This is a genomic window from Hydrosulfovibrio ferrireducens (genome assembly GCF_046883345.1).
GTDB lineage: Bacteria > Desulfobacterota > Desulfobulbia > Desulfobulbales > Desulfurivibrionaceae > Thiovibrio > Thiovibrio ferrireducens.
The window spans coordinates 1-15,177 of record NZ_JALKCW010000014.1 but is presented as its reverse complement, the minus strand read 5'-3'; the positions used below and the strand labels follow the sequence as shown (position 1 = coordinate 15,177).

Annotated in this window: 16 protein-coding genes; 8 read left to right on the top strand and 8 right to left on the bottom strand. The window is 56.7% G+C overall.

Annotated elements, in window-relative coordinates:
- Window positions 1-48: 48 nt before the first annotated feature.
- Window positions 49-702, bottom strand: a complete 654-nt coding sequence (locus MWR57_RS06695) for a hypothetical protein (protein WP_423124031.1) — start codon at window positions 700-702, stop codon at window positions 49-51.
- A gap of 607 nt (window positions 703-1,309) precedes the next feature.
- On the opposite strand from MWR57_RS06695, the gene purM reads away from it, so the two are divergent.
- On the top strand, window positions 1,310-2,368 hold the full coding sequence (purM, locus tag MWR57_RS06690; RefSeq protein ID WP_423124030.1) for a phosphoribosylformylglycinamidine cyclo-ligase: 1,059 nt from the start codon (window positions 1,310-1,312) through the stop codon (window positions 2,366-2,368).
- 69 nt (window positions 2,369-2,437) lie between these two features.
- Here purM and MWR57_RS06685 read toward each other — a convergent pair whose 3' ends face one another.
- Window positions 2,438-2,932, bottom strand: coding sequence for a MogA/MoaB family molybdenum cofactor biosynthesis protein (locus MWR57_RS06685; protein ID WP_423124029.1), 495 nt, complete (start codon window positions 2,930-2,932; stop codon window positions 2,438-2,440).
- Between the two features lie 204 nt (window positions 2,933-3,136).
- On the opposite strand from MWR57_RS06685, the gene murJ reads away from it, so the two are divergent.
- The gene (gene murJ / locus MWR57_RS06680) at window positions 3,137-4,729 is read left to right on the top strand and encodes a murein biosynthesis integral membrane protein MurJ (protein ID WP_423124028.1); all 1,593 of its coding nucleotides are present in this window, start codon (window positions 3,137-3,139) and stop codon (window positions 4,727-4,729) included.
- Between the two features lie 16 nt (window positions 4,730-4,745).
- On the opposite strand, the gene MWR57_RS06675 is transcribed toward murJ, so the two are convergent.
- Window positions 4,746-5,492: a 16S rRNA (uracil(1498)-N(3))-methyltransferase gene (locus MWR57_RS06675; RefSeq protein WP_423124027.1), complete on the bottom strand. Its 747-nt coding sequence runs from the start codon at window positions 5,490-5,492 to the stop codon at window positions 4,746-4,748.
- A gap of 1 nt (window position 5,493) precedes the next feature.
- On the opposite strand from MWR57_RS06675, the gene MWR57_RS06670 reads away from it, so the two are divergent.
- The 5 genes from MWR57_RS06670 (at window position 5,494) to MWR57_RS06650 (ending at window position 11,096) form a co-directional block, all read left to right on the top strand.
- Complete coding sequence (locus MWR57_RS06670) at window positions 5,494-6,801, top strand: 3-deoxy-D-manno-octulosonic acid transferase (RefSeq protein WP_423124026.1); 1,308 nt, start codon at window positions 5,494-5,496, stop codon at window positions 6,799-6,801.
- Window positions 6,798-7,859, top strand: coding sequence for a tetraacyldisaccharide 4'-kinase (gene lpxK, locus MWR57_RS06665; RefSeq protein ID WP_423124025.1), 1,062 nt, complete (start codon window positions 6,798-6,800; stop codon window positions 7,857-7,859). The genes MWR57_RS06670 and lpxK overlap by 4 nt, the downstream gene beginning before the upstream one ends.
- 234 nt (window positions 7,860-8,093) lie before the next feature.
- Window positions 8,094-9,077: a UDP-3-O-acyl-N-acetylglucosamine deacetylase gene (lpxC, locus tag MWR57_RS06660; protein WP_423124024.1), complete on the top strand. Its 984-nt coding sequence runs from the start codon at window positions 8,094-8,096 to the stop codon at window positions 9,075-9,077.
- Between the two features lie 230 nt (window positions 9,078-9,307).
- A complete protein-coding gene (proC, locus tag MWR57_RS06655; protein WP_423124023.1) occupies window positions 9,308-10,162 on the top strand; it encodes a pyrroline-5-carboxylate reductase in 855 nt (284 codons plus the stop codon).
- A gap of 94 nt (window positions 10,163-10,256) precedes the next feature.
- Complete coding sequence (locus tag MWR57_RS06650; RefSeq protein ID WP_423124022.1) at window positions 10,257-11,096, top strand: NAD(+)/NADH kinase; 840 nt, start codon at window positions 10,257-10,259, stop codon at window positions 11,094-11,096.
- Window positions 11,097-11,296: 200 nt separating this feature from the next.
- On the opposite strand, the gene MWR57_RS06645 is transcribed toward MWR57_RS06650, so the two are convergent.
- The 5 genes from MWR57_RS06645 to MWR57_RS06625 form a co-directional block, all read right to left on the bottom strand.
- Entirely contained in the window at window positions 11,297-11,686 is a 390-nt protein-coding gene (locus MWR57_RS06645; RefSeq protein ID WP_423124021.1) for a YtxH domain-containing protein, read from the bottom strand.
- Window position 11,687: 1 nt separating this feature from the next.
- Window positions 11,688-12,086: a DUF948 domain-containing protein gene (locus tag MWR57_RS06640; protein WP_423124020.1), complete on the bottom strand. Its 399-nt coding sequence runs from the start codon at window positions 12,084-12,086 to the stop codon at window positions 11,688-11,690.
- A gap of 124 nt (window positions 12,087-12,210) precedes the next feature.
- Window positions 12,211-12,753, bottom strand: coding sequence for a DUF1439 domain-containing protein (locus MWR57_RS06635; protein ID WP_423124019.1), 543 nt, complete (start codon window positions 12,751-12,753; stop codon window positions 12,211-12,213).
- 172 nt (window positions 12,754-12,925) lie between these two features.
- Window positions 12,926-13,276 (bottom strand): NINE protein, encoded by a 351-nt coding sequence (locus tag MWR57_RS06630; RefSeq protein WP_423124018.1) that lies wholly within the window; start codon window positions 13,274-13,276, stop codon window positions 12,926-12,928.
- 111 nt (window positions 13,277-13,387) lie between these two features.
- On the bottom strand, window positions 13,388-13,882 hold the full coding sequence (locus MWR57_RS06625; RefSeq protein ID WP_423124017.1) for a DUF2141 domain-containing protein: 495 nt from the start codon (window positions 13,880-13,882) through the stop codon (window positions 13,388-13,390).
- 172 nt (window positions 13,883-14,054) lie between these two features.
- Between MWR57_RS06625 and MWR57_RS06620 the strand changes: the two genes are divergently transcribed.
- Window positions 14,055-15,163 (top strand): IS3 family transposase gene (locus tag MWR57_RS06620; protein ID WP_423124016.1). Its coding sequence is split into 2 segments (ribosomal slippage): window positions 14,055-14,316 and window positions 14,316-15,163, totalling 1,110 coding nucleotides; the frame shifts between segments, so codons are not numbered across the junction.
- The last annotated feature ends 14 nt before the right edge of the window (window positions 15,164-15,177 follow it).

The following is a 15,177-nucleotide window of genomic DNA, read 5'->3' as shown; positions in this document are numbered from 1 at the left end:
AATCAATCGGTTTCTGTTTCGCAAGGGCAAAGTCGGGGGGGCGCAGGCTTATAACTCTTTGCTGCAGTGCTTGCACATCTTGGCTTGGGACTTGACAATCTCCATGCAGTAGGGGCATTCCTTGCGATGGTTGTTTTCCAGGAGCTGTTTAATGGACATGTTGGCCTGCATCTCGATATCGCCATGGACGAACTTGTGATTGCGGATCGGATCGATGCAGTCGAGGTTGTTCAGGTCCACCAGAAGCTCGCAGGCCCGCTTACGCGCCGCAAGATCCGCACAGTTGTCAAGGACAAGACAGAGCGCCGGGGTGAGATTGTTTTCCACCACGCAGTTATCCAGGTCCGCGGTATGGGTTTTTTCTTTGGTGTGGCGCTGGTTTTGCTTCTGGATGGCCTCGATGTCAATTATTGATCCGGTAAAGGCGTCCGCGCCGCCCACCATGATGGTCATCCCGGTGTCCTCTCCCGGAAGCAGCATGTAGCGGCAGGATGCCTTGTGTCCGTAACGTTCTTCGAATTGCTCCCAGCTTTTGGCAAAAATGGAGCAGTCGTTGTTGAGGCAGATGAACAGGATGTCCGATCCCCAGCCCAACCCGTCACCGATGTGGAATGGCGGGGCTTCGCAGCAGGAAAGCCGTTCCTTGCAATAGGGACAGAAGTGTTCTTCGCTGGCAAGCTTGATGCAACGTTCAATATCCATGGTGATATCCTCCGTAGGCGCATGGCCTCTTGGTATCGGTGAGGGGGGAGCCGGTTTACTGGCGCACCGGCCTGGGCGCTATTCTCTTGCCGGTTCACAAGGCTGGAGACGTGATTTTTTTAATGTGGAAACAAAAAACACGCGCCAAGGAGCAGCGGGAAAACAAGAGGGGGAACCTCGGTATTTCATTAAAAGCTTCAGCGTAAAATAATGCAGAATGCGGTGGAGGTCAACCGCGCAAGTGATTTTTCCCGACAAGCTCTTGGCGGCTGGCGGTTTCCGGCAATTCGTGCGCCTGGGATGAAATGCGCTTGAGTTTCTCCGGTTGAACAGAGTACACTTTCAATCAAGGCAAGGGTGATATGGGTGAAAGGTGCTTTTGTCCGGCTGTTGCGCAACCCTTGTGTTCCCGGCGGATTACAGGAAAACTGATTGACTTTTATGGGGTTGGCAATTAAAGATGGTCTCGTGAAAAAATAAGGAATCAGGGCCGTTGCGCTAGAGGCTCATTTCCCCTGTGGATCAAATTACGAACGTACAGCACGGATTTTTTGTCCGCTGCTTCTTTTTTTACAAGATTGAGAATTTGGGGTTACCGAAGACGATTATGGCAAAGAAAGAAATCTCTCGTTACGCGGAATCCGGCGTTGATATCGATAAGGGCAACGCCTTTGTCGATGCCATCAAGCCGATTGTCGCCTCTACCTTTCGTCCCGGCGTGCTTACCGGCATCGGCGGGTTCGGTGGCCTCTTCGCCCTGGGCAGCGGCAAATTTCAGGATCCGGTCCTGGTGTCGTCAACCGATGGGGTCGGCACCAAGCTGAAGATCGCCGAGATGTGTAACAAGCATGACACCATCGGCATCGACCTGGTGGCCATGTGCGTGAACGATATCATCGTCTGCGGCGCGCATCCCCTGTTCTTCTTGGATTATTTCGCCACCGGCGGGCTCGACCTCGGGGTTGCCACCGATGTGGTCAAGGGCATCGCCAAGGGATGCGAGATTTCCAAATGCTCCTTGATCGGCGGAGAAACGGCCGAGATGCCGGGCCTCTACCAGGCCGGCGATTATGACATTGCCGGGTTCGTGGTCGGAATCTGCGAGCGAGACAGGCTGATTGACGGCTCCGAGATCAGCGTCGGCGACAAATTGATCGGCCTTGCCTCAAGCGGAGTGCACAGCAACGGCTTTTCCTTGGTGCGCAAGATCTGCTTCGAGGAAATGGGGCTCAGCGTCAACGACCGGATCGATGAATTCGGCTGCACCCTCGGCGAGGAATTGCTGCGGCCGACCAGGATCTACAGCGAAACCCTGCTGAATCTGGTGAAAAACTTCAAGGTGAAAGGGTTGGTGCATATAACCGGCGGCGGCATTATTGATAATATCCCGCGGGTCTTGCCCAATGGCTGCAAGGCGGTGATCAACAAGAAGGGCTGGCAGGTCCTTCCGGTTTTTGATTTTCTGCAGAAAAATGGCAAGATCTCCGCCCATGAGATGTGCCGCACCTTCAACTGCGGCATCGGCATGGTGGTGGTGGTTGATGCAAAACAGGTGGATGACTGCATGCAGCAACTGATCGCCCTGGGGGAAACCCCCTATCTGATCGGGGAGATTGACGCCATGAAGAAAAAAGATACCATGGCTGTTGAGGTGGATTGCGGCTGATTGCTTGACGTTATGCTGTTCTGGTCAAGGCTCGCGGGGTTCCCCGTGGGCCTTTTTTTTGTTGTGGATTCAGCTTCCGCAGTCTTTGGTTCCGCCCTTGATCTTGTAAATGGCATGCTGCAAGGCGGGGAGCACCGCCTCCAGATTTTCCTTGGCCGCCTTTTTGCTGCCAGGCAGGTTGATGATCAGGCTCTGTTTTCTGATGCCGGCGATCCCCCGGGAGAGGATGGCATTGGGGGTTTTTTGCAGGCTGGCCAGACGCATGGCCTCGCCGATGCCCGGGATTTCCCGGTCAAGAACCGACCGGGTAGCCTCGGGGGTCCGGTCGCTGGGGGAAACGCCGGTGCCGCCGGTGCTCAGGATCAGGTCAATTTTCAATTCATCCGCCCAAGTCCGGAGGGTTTCTTCGATGATGGCGACTTCGTCCGGCACCACGGTATAGGCCACCACGGAATATCCCTGTTCGTTGAGCATTTCCCGCAGTTGCGGGCCGCTGGTGTCTTCCCGTTCCCCGCGCGACCCCTTGTCGCTGATGGTCAGTATGCCGCCGGTGTATGATGTCATGCGCAGTCTCCTTCAGACAGGTGCTGTCGGTCTGTATCTTAGTAAGAAAAATCCAATGAAGTCAAGCAGCTAATTGGAATGTCTGTTGTCTTCTGCCCGGCAACCTGCTATTTTGGTCGGTGAAATGAGAGCCGCATCAATCCTCGCATGTGTCGAGGGGAAGTGTTTGTTGTCAGGATATCCATATTTCTTCGGTTGCTTTTCATGGAAAAACCCGCACAGGATACAGGGAAAATAGCCAGGTCCGCCGGCACTGTCGGGGTGGCGGTTATGTGCAGCCGTATCCTGGGGTTGGTCCGGGAGCAGGTTTTTGCGGTGTTTTTCGGGGCGGGCTTTGCCTTTGACGCATTTGTGGTGGCCTTCCGCATCCCCAATCTCCTGCGCGATCTTTTTGGGGAAGGCGCCTTGAGCGCCGCCTTTGTTGCGGTTTTTTCCGATTATGAAACCAACAAGGGAGAAAAGGCGACCTGGGTCCTGGCTGGAAATGTTCTGGTCTTTATTGGGATTCTGCTCAGTTGCCTTACCCTGTTGGGGGTGTTTTTCGCAGAGCGGATCGTCGGTTTCATGGTTGAGGCCGAGTTTGAGGCGATTCCGGGAAAGGTCGAACTCACCACGCTGCTTTCGATGATCATGTTCCCCTTTCTTATCTGTATTTCCCTCTCCTCCGTGGTGATGGGGATTTTAAACACCCGGGGCCGTTTTTTCATCCCGGCTCTGGCCTCGGGCTTTTTCAATCTTGGTTCCATCGTCGGCGGCGTGGGTTTTGCCCTGCTCATGCCCCGGTTCGGGCAGCCGCCCATCGTGGGCATGGCCATCGGCACCCTGATCGGCGGCCTGCTCCAGCTTGGCTGCCAATTGCCCGCCCTGTTCAAGGCCGGGTTTGTCTTTATGCCCCAGCTAGACCTCCGCCATCCCGGACTGCGCCGCATCCTGAAACTCATGGCCCCGGCGGTGATCGGCCTTGCCCCGTTGCAGATCAACGTGCTGCTCAATACCTATTTCGCCTCTTCCCTGGCCGAGGGGAGCCTTTCCTGGCTCAGTTACGCCTTCCGCCTGTTCTGGCTGCCGGTGGGCCTTTTCGGGGTGGCGCTCTCCACCGCGACCCTGCCGGTGATTGCCCGGTATGCCGCGCTCAAGGATATGGGCAACCTGCGAAAAACCTACGCCTCCTCGCTGACCCTGGCCTTCTCCCTGACTATTCCCGCTTCGCTGGGGTTGATTCTGCTGGGCGAACCCATCACCCGGGTGATCTTTCAGCACGGCAGCTTTGACAGCCTGGCCACCACACGAACCGCCGAGGCCTTGGCTTGTTATGCCGTGGGGCTTTTTGCCTATTCCTCGGTCAAGATCATGGTGCCGGTGTTTTATGCCCTGGATAAGGCCCGTTATCCGGTGGTTGGTAGCTTTTTGACCATGGCGGTCAACGTGCTTCTGGTTTGGCTCACCATCGATTTTTTGCAGCATAAGGCCCTTGCCCTTTCCATTTCCTGCGCCATGATCCTGAATTTTCTTTTCCTGAGCACGGTCTTGTACCGGAAGCTCGGCGGGTATTCCCTGCGCTATCTGTTTGCCGGTCTGGGCAAGGTGTTGGCCGCTTCCCTGGGTATGGCCCTTTGGCTGATCGGGTTACGTCAGCTCCTGGCCCCTTTGGCCCTGGACGGTTTCGCGGCCAGCCTGGCCGTCCTGGCAATGGCCATTGCCACCGGAGGAGCGGTCTACGGGGTGACGCTCTATACCTTGGGGTTTAAGGAACTGACCATGCTGGTGGAACGGGTCCGGCAGCGTTTCGGCTGGTGATGATGTTTTCTGGTGTTTAGGGGATTTGGCGCAGGAGGCTGAGCTGACCCAGCAGGGCCGGAACTGCGGTATCTACCCGGAGGATGCGGGCGCCGAGGCTGAAGGGCATGAAGCCTTGCTCCTTGAAGCGTTGCACCTCAAAGTCTACCCAGCCCCCCTCCGGGCCGATGGCCAGGATTGCCCGTTGGTCCGGCTGGCCCAACAATCCTTCCGCCGCCTGGGCAATGGTCCGGTCGCCTTCCGGATGGGCGAGGAGCCGGATGGGGCAATCGCGGAGCAGCCCGGGCAGAAAATCTTCCACGAATGGCCGGAAGCGGGGATGAACGGAGATCTCCGGCAGTCTGGTGTCCATGGCCTGCTCAAGGCCAAGGCAGAGCGGTTCGGTAAAGTCGTTGCTCTGGATGAGGGTGGAGCTGAAAAAACTTTTTTCAACCCGGTTGGCGTTGACCAGGAAGATCCGGCTCACCCCCATGGAGGCCGCCTGGGCCAAGACCCGTTTCAGCATGATGGGGCGGGGCACGGCCAGGATCAGGTCGGTGGGCGGCAAGGGGGGAGGTTCGCTGGTAAGTTGCACCTCAAGGAGAACGGTGTTGCCTGCCATCTCCCGGATGCAGCCGGTGCCGAGCAACCCGCCCAGCATGCCGACCCGGAGAGTGTCTCCAACAGTGGCGCGGAGGATCTTGCGGATATGTTCGGCGCGGCGTCCGGTCAGGGTGACATGCTGATTGGTCAGTTCCCGCGGATGGAGTAGGATCAGGTTCATAATGGATATGGTATCGGCTTTTTTTTACAATCTGTTCATGACGGTGGGGGTGATTGTATTCGCTCCGCTTCTTTTCGTCAAAGTTATACTGACCCCCAAGTACCGCAGCCGTGTCGGCAAGCGGCTGGGCTTCGGCCTTGGGAAAAGCCCCTGCGCTGACGGTTCGCGTCGACCCCGCATCTGGGTGCATGCCCTGTCCGTGGGGGAGGTGGCTTCCGCCCGGAATCTGGTGCAGGAGCTGCGGCGCAAGTATCCCCAAGGGATCATCATCTTTTCCTCGGCCACCCGGGCCGGGGAGTCTTTTGCCCGCAGCACCCTCCATGAGCATGTTGATTGTTTTGCGCCCTTTCCCTTTGATCTGCTCATAAGCGTAAGGGCGTTGCTTTCCTGGGCAAGGCCCGATCTTTTTGTTCTGGTGGAAACCGATTTTTGGCCGAATTTTCTGCGGGAGCTCATTCGGCGGGGCATCCCTTCTCTGCTGGTCAATGGCCGGGTCTCGGAAAGCTCCCTGGCCAGATATCGCAGGTTCCGCTGGCTTTTCAGGCCGCTTTTTAATTCCTTCCGCGCCCTTGCCATGCAGACGGAGCAGGATGCCATGGCCATGCGGCAGCTCGGGGTTGACCCGGCCAGGTTGGCTGTGCTGGGCAACCTGAAATACGATGCGGCCCTGTCTGGGGGCGTTGTCACACCAGGGCTTGACCGGTCTGCCTTGCGGATTCCGGAGCAGGCTCTGGTCTGGGTGGCGGGCAGCACCCACAAAGGAGAGGAAGAGATTGTTTTCACGGTTTTTCAAGAACTTCTCCGGTTTCGTGCCAATCTGTTTCTGGTGCTGGCCCCGCGGAATGTGGAGCGGGGCGCCGAGCTTGCCGCCATGGCGGCCCGCCACAGCTTTGCCGCCTGCCGCCGCTCGCTCGATGAAACAGGGGAGGGGTCGGTGTTGATCCTCGATACCCTGGGGGAGCTGGCTTCGGTATACGCCCTGTGCGATGTGGCTTTTATCGGCGGCAGTCTGGTGCCCCAGCGGGGCCATAACCCCTTGGAGCCCGCGGTGCATGGCAAGCCGGTCCTGTTCGGGCCGTGCATGGAGGATTTCGCCGAGATCAGCCGTGATCTTCTCGCGGTTGGCGGGGCCCGGCTTGTCCGCGATGGGGGGGAGCTCCGCGCCGGGCTTGCCCTCCTGCTGGACGATCCGGCTGAGCGGGAGCGGGCAGGGCGCCAGGCGCAGAAGCTGGTCGCGTCAAGGCGCGGAGTTACCGCTGCGCACATCGGGCTGATCCGTGATATCTTGGCGCGGGAGGGGAGAGGATGAGACCGCTGCTTGCCGTGCTCTTTCTGGTCGGCCGCATTTTTTCGCCGGCATACAGCCTAGTCATGCTGGTGCGCGCCTATCTCTACCGGAACGATATCTTTTTGAAATCACAACGGCTGCCGGTTCCGGTGATCAGCATCGGCAATCTCACCTTGGGAGGCACCGGGAAAACCCCCATGGTGCGCTATGTAACCCGTTTGCTCATGGACAGGGGCGTGCGGCCGGCCATTGTCAGCCGCGGCTATGGCGGTAAAGCCGCAGGCCGGATCAATATCGTTGCCGATAGGACGAAAACGTTGCTCCCGCCGGAGATGGCCGGGGATGAGCCGTTCATGCTGGCCGAGGCGCTGCCCGGGGTGCCGGTCCTGACCGGTTCTCAGCGAGCGCGGGTTGCCAGGCATGCCGTCGAGGCCTTCGGGGCGAACCTCATTGTCATGGACGATGGTTTTCAGCATCTCGCCTTACGACGTGATCTTGATCTGGTTTTGTTCAGCGCCAGGACGCTCCTCGGCAATGGCCGGGTTTTTCCCGGCGGTGAATTGCGGGAACCGCTCTCCGCCCTTGGGCGAGCCCATGCCTTTGTCATTACCGGGGTGGATGCCAGCAATCGTTCCGTGGTCGAGGATTTTCACCGTCGGCTGCAGGGATCCTTTCCGGCAAAGCCTGTGTTTTTGGGGGAGTATCTTCCTGCCGGGATCTGGCACAGCAGCCAGGATATGGCTTGCACCCTGGCCGAGGCCAGGAGCAGGGAGGTGTTTTCCTTTGCCGGAATCGCAAACCCGGACTCCTTTCGCCAGACCTTGCGGCAGGAGGGGTTCTCCGTGACCGGCTCCAAGGAGTTCAGGGATCATCACGACTACACAGCGCAGGATGTCGCCGCTCTTGTTGCCGCAGCACGGGCAAGCGGGGCCCAGGCGCTTATCACCACGGAGAAGGATTTTGTCAAACTCCGGCCCTTTTTCGGTTCGTTTCCCATCCTGGCCTTGACCATTGAACTTCGCATGGGCCAGGAATTCGATCTGTTTCTGGCGGATCACCTCTCCCCCCACGCTCTGTAGCGGCAAAAAAACTGCTCCCAAGGAAAACGGGCGGCGGTGGGTGTGTTTTTTTTGCCACAGTCAAACGAGCCATTGGCGGGCACTGTTTCCGGATTGTCTTTTTAACATATTGATAATAAAGCGTTTATTGATTTGTTTTCCAGCATGCCTCGCGCTGGTCTGTTTTTTGCATTAGTTCAGTATGGTTTCTTGAGCGTTGCAAAATACACACAGACTACAAGAGAGTGTTTATATATGGATTCTTTACAGCACACCATCAAAAGGCCGGTAAGCTTCGCGGGTATCGGCCTCCATTCCGGCAAGGTTGCCACCCTCTCCATTTTGCCCGGCGAGAAAAACAGTGGGATTCGCTTTCTCCGCAGTGATATGCCGCAGGCCGCGCCAACCCCGGCCTTCATGGACCGGATCATCGACACCCGGCTTGCCACCACCATCGCCACCGAGGACGAGGCGATGATCTCCACCACCGAACATCTGTTGGCCGCGCTTTTCGGCATGGGCATCGACAACGCGGTGGTCGAGCTGGATGGCCCCGAGGTGCCCATCATGGATGGCAGCGCCGGTCCTTTTGTCCATGTGCTGAAACGGGTGGGCCGTCAGCGGCAGAAGGCCTGCAAGTGGATGCTCAAGGTGAACAAGGAAATCTCCTATGTCGAGGGCGATTCCTATGTGAAGATCCTGCCCTATGACGGGTTCAAGGTCACCTGCGAGATCGAGTTCAATCACCACCTGATCAGGAAACAGATTTTTTCCAGTGAGCTGACCCCCCAGAAGTTTGCCCAGGAGGTTGCCGGGGCCAGAACCTTTGGCTTTCTGGATCAGGTGGAGAAGTTGCGGCAGAGCGGGCTTGCTCTGGGCGGCTCCCTGGAAAACGCCGTGGTTATCGACGATGATGGCATAGTCAATGCCGAGGGGTTACGTTTTGCCGACGAATTCGCCAGGCACAAGGCCCTTGATGTGATCGGCGATCTGGCGCTGTTGGGTTTTCCCCTGCTTGGTCATGTCGTGACCAGAAAATCCGGGCATAGCCATCATTTCTCCTTGATGAAACAGCTTGCCGCCCAGCCTGAGCGCTGGGATCTGATTGCCTATAAGAAAGAAGGGGACAACCGGGTGCTGGAAAAGGTGGTTGTGAGCACCAAGGAGGCTGGCGACAAGCTGCTCTCCTATCTGTTGCCGCCCAGCATCGCCCTTGCCGGGCAGACCTGCTTCGCTTAAACGAGCAAGCCTCTCCCGAGAGGAACGGCCCGCGGAAGTTGCAACTTCCGCGGGTTTTTTTACGCCCATCGTTCGGCAAGGATCGTGTGCGCCGGGGGTGCGGAAGCTGTTTGCCGCGAATCATCCTTGCAATGGCGGGGGAAATTGGTACCATGCAACAGTATCAGAATTAATGACTCAATATGGCCGGGGGGGTCCAGTTCGGCCTGATTAATCAAGAGGAGCAGGATATGGGTTTTTCCGGAAAACTTGGCTTTGTCGGCGGTGGGCTGATGGCCGAAGCCCTGATCAAGGGCATCACAGGAGCCGGGCTTGTCAAGGCCGACCAGATTCTGGTCGCCGATCCCAGCAGTGCCCGGCGGGCGTTGCTGCAGAAGGACTATAATGTTGCCGCGGTTTCAGAGGCCACGGCTGTCTGGGCGGAATGCAAGGTGGTCGTCTTGGCGGTAAAACCGCAGGTGGTCGGCGCAGTTCTCTGCGAATCCCGCGAAGCAATAAACGCGACCCATCTGCTTATTTCCATTGCCGCGGGGATTCCGCTGTCCGTGCTGGAAGGCGCGGTTTCCGGGCGCGGCTGCCGGGTTATCCGGGTGATGCCCAATACCCCGGCCATCGTGCTCAAGGGCGCTTCCGCCTTAAGCCCCGGTCAGGGCGTGAGTCCCGAGGATCTGGCCGTGGCCACCAGCATCTTCGATGCGGTCGGTGTCAGTTTTGTGCTGGACGAGTCCTCTCTTGATGCGGTTACCGGTTTGAGCGGCAGCGGTCCTGCCTATGTCTTTACCTTTATCGAGGCCCTGATCGACGCAGGGGTCAAGGTCGGACTGGCCCGTCCCGTGGCGCAGACCCTTGCCCTGCAAACCGTGCTCGGCTCGGTATTGCTGGCTTTGGATGGGACCAGGCATCCCGCCGAGTTGCGGGCCATGGTGACTTCTCCGGGCGGCACAACCATTGCCGGCTTGCATGAGCTTGAAAAGGGAGCCTTCAGGGCGTTGGTCACCAACGCGGTGGAGGCGGCCACCAACCGCTCCAGCGAACTCGGGAGGCTTGTGGTCTCCGGCCTCGGCAAGGAGTCGCAACAAAAATAACCTTGCCGTCTGGATGGAAGAACGGCATAAGGCGTTGTCACGAACAGTGCAGAGGTGCTGATTCGTAACGGTGCTTAGGTATATTGGGTAAGGCATGAATATTCGCAAGGTTGGCATCATCTGTCGCAAGGATTCGCCCGCCGCCCTGGCGATGAGCAGGGAACTGCTTTCCTGGCTGGGGGAGCGGGGTATTGGCGCCGAGGTGGATACCCTTGCCGACGATATGGATCTGCTTATCATCCTGGGCGGGGACGGCACCCTGCTGCATGTCGCGGACCAGGCGAGCCGGCTGCGGGTGCCGGTGGTCGGGGTGAATCTCGGCGATCTCGGGTTTCTGACCGAGGTGGCGGTCAGCGAGCGGTATGAGGTTCTGGAAGGGATTCTCGCCGGGGAGATGGTTATTGAGGAAAGGCTGATGCTCAAGGCCAGGATTCATCGCGGCGGCGAGGCGGTGGCTTGGCGCTATGCCCTCAACGATGTGGTGATCAGCAAGGGCAGCGTTGACCAGTTGCTTCAGTTAAGCACCTGGGCCGATCAAAAGTACATCACAACCTACCGGGCGGATGGGTTGATCTTTTCCACCCCCACCGGCTCCACGGCCTACAACCTTTCCGCCGGAGGGCCCATCGTCAATCCGGCCTTGCAGTCCATCCTGGTTACGCCGATCTGCCCGTTCATGCTGGAGAGCCGGCCGGTGCTTCTCCCCGCCGCGGTTTGTCTCACCACCAAACTTGCCGAGCAGGTCAATAAGGCGAAGGTTATTGTCGATGGCCAGCCGGCCTGGGAAATGTCGGCCAGCGAAACCCTGGAGGTGGTGGCCTCGGAAAGGCCCCTGCGCCTCATCTGCTCGCCCCAGAAGGATTATTTTGAAATCCTGCGCAACAAGCTGAACTGGGGCGGCAAGGCAGGCGGGGCGGGAAAGTGCAAACGGTGAGGGGTGTGTGTAGTGCGTGAATAAAAAAGCGGTGGTCTCAACACAACGAGATCACCGTTTTTTTTGTAAGTTCCTCCTCCCCTTTGCGGGAGGAGGCTAGGAGGTGGGGGGACTTGCCAGTGCGGACTCAGTCTGCAACGTCACCCACCCCTCAATCCCCTCCCGTCAAGGGAGGGGAGGCAACAACCAAAGGGTGTAACTTAATCCTTGTCTTCCAGCTTGTGGGCCAGGGCTTCCCGCTCTTCTTGCATGGCGATCTTTCCCGCCTCGATGGCTTCGCTAAGGGTTCTTTTCTTCTCGTCGAGAAAATCCTTTCCCTGCGTGGCAAGGTCCGTGCCCCTGCTGATCAGTTCCTTGCCCTTGGCGATCATTTCCTTGCTCCGCTCGATGGCGGTTTCCTTGTATTCCTGAAAATCATCGGGCAGGGTCTTGGCCCGATCCTTGAGCTCGGCCCCATAATCGGCCAGCATCTCCCGGGTTTCCTGGCCGGTTTTCGGGGCAGTCAGCAGGGCAATGGCCGCGCCGACAACGGTTCCTGCCAGGAAGGCCAATACCGCGGTGCTGGAATTGTCACAATCGTCTCTGCTCATATCATTCTCCTTTTTTGGGTGTTGTCCATGATCGGTTGAGGAAATGCGAGAAGGCCATGACCCCCGCGCTGACACTGCCCAGGGTGGTGATAACCGGGCGCACCGATTCCTTGAACAGGGTGGTGGTGGTGAGCAGGGCGTCCGCCGACTTCTGAGCGGTGTAGATGACCGCGTCGGTCTTTTCCAGCTTGTCGCCCAGGGAGATGGAGAGGAGCTGGATCTCGTTGGCCGCCTCGGTCAGGGACTTGCACAGCGGATCCACGTGCGTGTTCAAGGTCTCGATGAGGACCTCGGTTTTCTGCAAGGTGCGGCGAAACTGCAGGAAAGTCGGGACCAAGGCAATGGCAATGGCAAAAAGGCTTAAGGCGCTAAGCAGGGAGAAAAAATTTAAATAGGTCACTTTCGTTACTCCTGTGTGAGCCAAGAATATAGGTAACAAATATATTGTTATAATAGAGGGGTTTCCTCAGGGCTGCAAGGGAAAAGCCATTGGTTCGGCCAAGAGCGATCAGGCGCCTTGCTGTTTACCGTGACAGCGAAAAAGTTGCCCGCAGTTTCCCTCCGTGCACCTGTACCTCTTGCAGGGTATAGGCTGCGGTGATTTCCTTGAGATTGCGGCCCTTGAGTTCATAGATCGGACGTTTGGCGAGCTCTTGCCGGGCTATGTTCTCAATGGCTTCCCGGGCCTTGGCTTGCAGCTCGGGCGTGAGTTCCGGCAGGTCCAACCGTTCCACCGTGGCCTGATCGAGATAGAATGATTTTGATTCCGCATCGTAACGCGGCGTTGCCGCGACTGCCAGATATCCGGAGATGGGCTTGAGAAAGGGAATGTTCAGCTCGACCAGCGTATTGATCCCTATTTGATTTGCGCCCTCGGAGAGAAAAATTTCCGGCTCACTAAGAGCAACATTGAGAACCAACCAGTTTTTGGTGATGGGAAACCGGGGGGCAACGCGAGCCTGAATCTCATCGCGGGTCAGGGTCACCACCATGTCGTCGGATTTACAGCCAACAATCGTGGTAAGAAAGGCGAGTGCCAAGATCAACCAGATTTTTGAATTACGCATGTCTAATGGCTCGTCGGTCAGATGCTTTGTGGGGGGAGGCCAGAGTTCGAAGTCTACAGCCCCCGGAGGAACGCTAGCAGATCGGCGTGCCGTCTTGCGTCGTGATCGTGTTCATCGCTTGTCTCCTTCAATCGCAGCGGTGGTCGGCCTGCCCGCCAATTCGACCGCAATGTCAGGCAGTGCCGTACTTGCGATTGAAATCCTGTTCGCTCATGACCAGCAAAAGAATGCCTTCGATAATCCCGAGGATGGCGGGAATAACGGTCCAGCAGAACAACAAATAGAAGATGCCCCAGCCAATGCGGCCAAGATAGAATTTATGGATGCCGAAACCGCCCAGAAACAAGGCAAAGAGAGCTGCGGCCAATTTGCTTTTGCCATTTGGCGCCACCGCGGCAAGGTTATTGGGTGGTGCGAACTGCCGCACTCCACACTTGGGGCATATTTCCGCCCTTGCTTTGATGATCGCGCCGCACTCGGAGCAGAATTTCTCGTCAGCAGCTTTGTACATGGCTTCAGTCATATCCTGCTCCCTGCAAAATGGATGACAAGCGGTTAGGAGCAGCACCCCTGAATGGGGGAGCCGGCTCGAAGAAAGGAACGTGGAAATTTTCAGTATTTAAACAACGGCTACTCAGTAATGCAAGCTGATCGTCATATCCAGGTTTTGTCCGTCGTACTGGAGACAGGAGGCCGAGAACGAAGGCGCGCCGAGCAAGGATGTTGCATCGTTTGAAAAACCGTAGCCCTCCGTTGGGCTCCCCAGAAAGTTGGTGTCAAGTTTGCCGTTCATATTTTCATCATGGATTACGGCAAGCGCATACGTTCCTGGGGCGATGTCTTCAAAGTCGCAACGCGCCTGGGTATTCCGAACTTTTATTATCATGATATTGGTTGCGGAGCGCAGAAACTCCGTAGGAAAACCAACGGGCGATTCGAAAAGCGCGCACGCTACTGCTCCGGTGCTGTTTCTAATGTTTAGAATCTTCACGTGAATTCCGGGGCATGCCGTTTGGGCAGAGGCAATGACGGGAAGATGCGCAAACAACACGACTGCACCTAAGGCGAGGCAGCGAACTCCCCTGGGGATGGGCCCCTTCACTTTTTTGGTTATGGTCGGCTCACGCATGATCTTTTCCACACACCCAATGAATTTCCCGGCAAATAATCAGGTGTCCCAGTAATGGTGGGGTTTTTCACGGTTTAACTTCCCGCATTCATACATGCGGGGCGTAAGCTTCCCTAAAAGGTAGACATGCCAAAAGTAGAGTTTTCTGGCACAATGCGACCAGGAGGCTCTGATGAAAAAATCACGTTTTACCGAGAATCAAATCATCGCCATTCTCAAGGAAGGCGAAGCGGGTTTTCAAGTCAAAGAGATCTGCCGCAAACACGGGATTTCAGACGCCACATACTACAATTGGAAATCGAAGTACGGCGGCATGGGCGCCTCTGATCTCAAGCGCATGAAAGAGATGGAGCAGGAACTGTCTCAACTCAAGCGCATGTTCGCAGACATGGCCCTGGAAAACAGAGCCCTGAAGGATCTGATTGAAAAAAAACTTTAAGGCCGCCTGACAAGCGTGAAGCAGTAAATTACCTGATTACCGAGCATCGTATGTCCGTGCTGCGCAGTTGTCGCTGTCTCGGGCTATCTCGGGCGGCCTATTACAAAAGTTCTGTGGCTCAGGATCGTGATGCCGATGTTGTCGATGCGATCAATATGCTGCTCGACAAGCATCCCCGTTGGGGGTTCTGGAAATGCTGCAAATATCTGCGTAGCCGGCATCGCTGGAACCATAAGCGGATTTATCGTGTTTACTGCAAGCTGAACCTGAATCAGAAGCGCCGGGCAAAGAAGCGGTTACCAAAACGTGTCCAGCAACCGTTACTTGTGCCTCAACAGCCGAATCAGGTCTGGTCAGCCGACTTTGTGAGCGATTCGCTCTATGCGGGGCGTCGTTTCCGAACCTTTAACGTGATCGATGACTTCAACCGCGAGCTGCTGCATGTTGAGATCGACACATCGATTACTGGCCAGCGTTTGATTCGAGTTTTCGAAAGGCTCCGTTTAGAACGGGGCCTGCCAGATATTTTACGGACTGACAATGGCCCCGAATTTCTCAGTGGTGAGTTTATCTCCTGGACTGAGCAGGTTGGGATGACAATTCAATATATTCAACCCGGCAAACCTAACCAGAACGCGTTTATCGAACGCTTTAACAAAACCTATCGAAACGAGGTTCTTGATCTGTATCTGTTTCGCAACCTGAATGAGGTCCGGGAAATCACTTATTGGTGGAAACTTGCATACAACGAGCAGCGGCCACACGATTCCCTCGGGGATATGACACCTGCTGAATATCTGTCAAAAAACGCTGAGAACTCTATTTTTCAACTGTCTACTTGACAGGGAAGCTTACG

Excerpts from the sequence above, each read along its gene's own strand:
- MWR57_RS06695 (WP_423124031.1), bottom strand. The coding sequence starts at position 702 with ATGGATATTGAACGTTGCATCAAGCTTGCCAGCGAAGAACACTTCTGT.
- purM (WP_423124030.1), top strand. The coding sequence starts at position 1,310 with ATGGCAAAGAAAGAAATCTCTCGTTACGCGGAATCCGGCGTTGATATC.
- MWR57_RS06685 (WP_423124029.1), bottom strand. The coding sequence starts at position 2,932 with ATGACATCATACACCGGCGGCATACTGACCATCAGCGACAAGGGGTCG.
- murJ (WP_423124028.1), top strand. The coding sequence starts at position 3,137 with ATGGAAAAACCCGCACAGGATACAGGGAAAATAGCCAGGTCCGCCGGC.
- MWR57_RS06675 (WP_423124027.1), bottom strand. The coding sequence starts at position 5,492 with ATGAACCTGATCCTACTCCATCCGCGGGAACTGACCAATCAGCATGTC.
- MWR57_RS06670 (WP_423124026.1), top strand. The coding sequence starts at position 5,494 with ATGGATATGGTATCGGCTTTTTTTTACAATCTGTTCATGACGGTGGGG.
- lpxK (WP_423124025.1), top strand. The coding sequence starts at position 6,798 with ATGAGACCGCTGCTTGCCGTGCTCTTTCTGGTCGGCCGCATTTTTTCG.
- lpxC (WP_423124024.1), top strand. The coding sequence starts at position 8,094 with ATGGATTCTTTACAGCACACCATCAAAAGGCCGGTAAGCTTCGCGGGT.
- proC (WP_423124023.1), top strand. The coding sequence starts at position 9,308 with ATGGGTTTTTCCGGAAAACTTGGCTTTGTCGGCGGTGGGCTGATGGCC.
- MWR57_RS06650 (WP_423124022.1), top strand. The coding sequence starts at position 10,257 with ATGAATATTCGCAAGGTTGGCATCATCTGTCGCAAGGATTCGCCCGCC.
- MWR57_RS06645 (WP_423124021.1), bottom strand. The coding sequence starts at position 11,686 with ATGAGCAGAGACGATTGTGACAATTCCAGCACCGCGGTATTGGCCTTC.
- MWR57_RS06635 (WP_423124019.1), bottom strand. The coding sequence starts at position 12,753 with ATGCGTAATTCAAAAATCTGGTTGATCTTGGCACTCGCCTTTCTTACC.
- MWR57_RS06630 (WP_423124018.1), bottom strand. The coding sequence starts at position 13,276 with ATGACTGAAGCCATGTACAAAGCTGCTGACGAGAAATTCTGCTCCGAG.
- MWR57_RS06625 (WP_423124017.1), bottom strand. The coding sequence starts at position 13,882 with ATGCGTGAGCCGACCATAACCAAAAAAGTGAAGGGGCCCATCCCCAGG.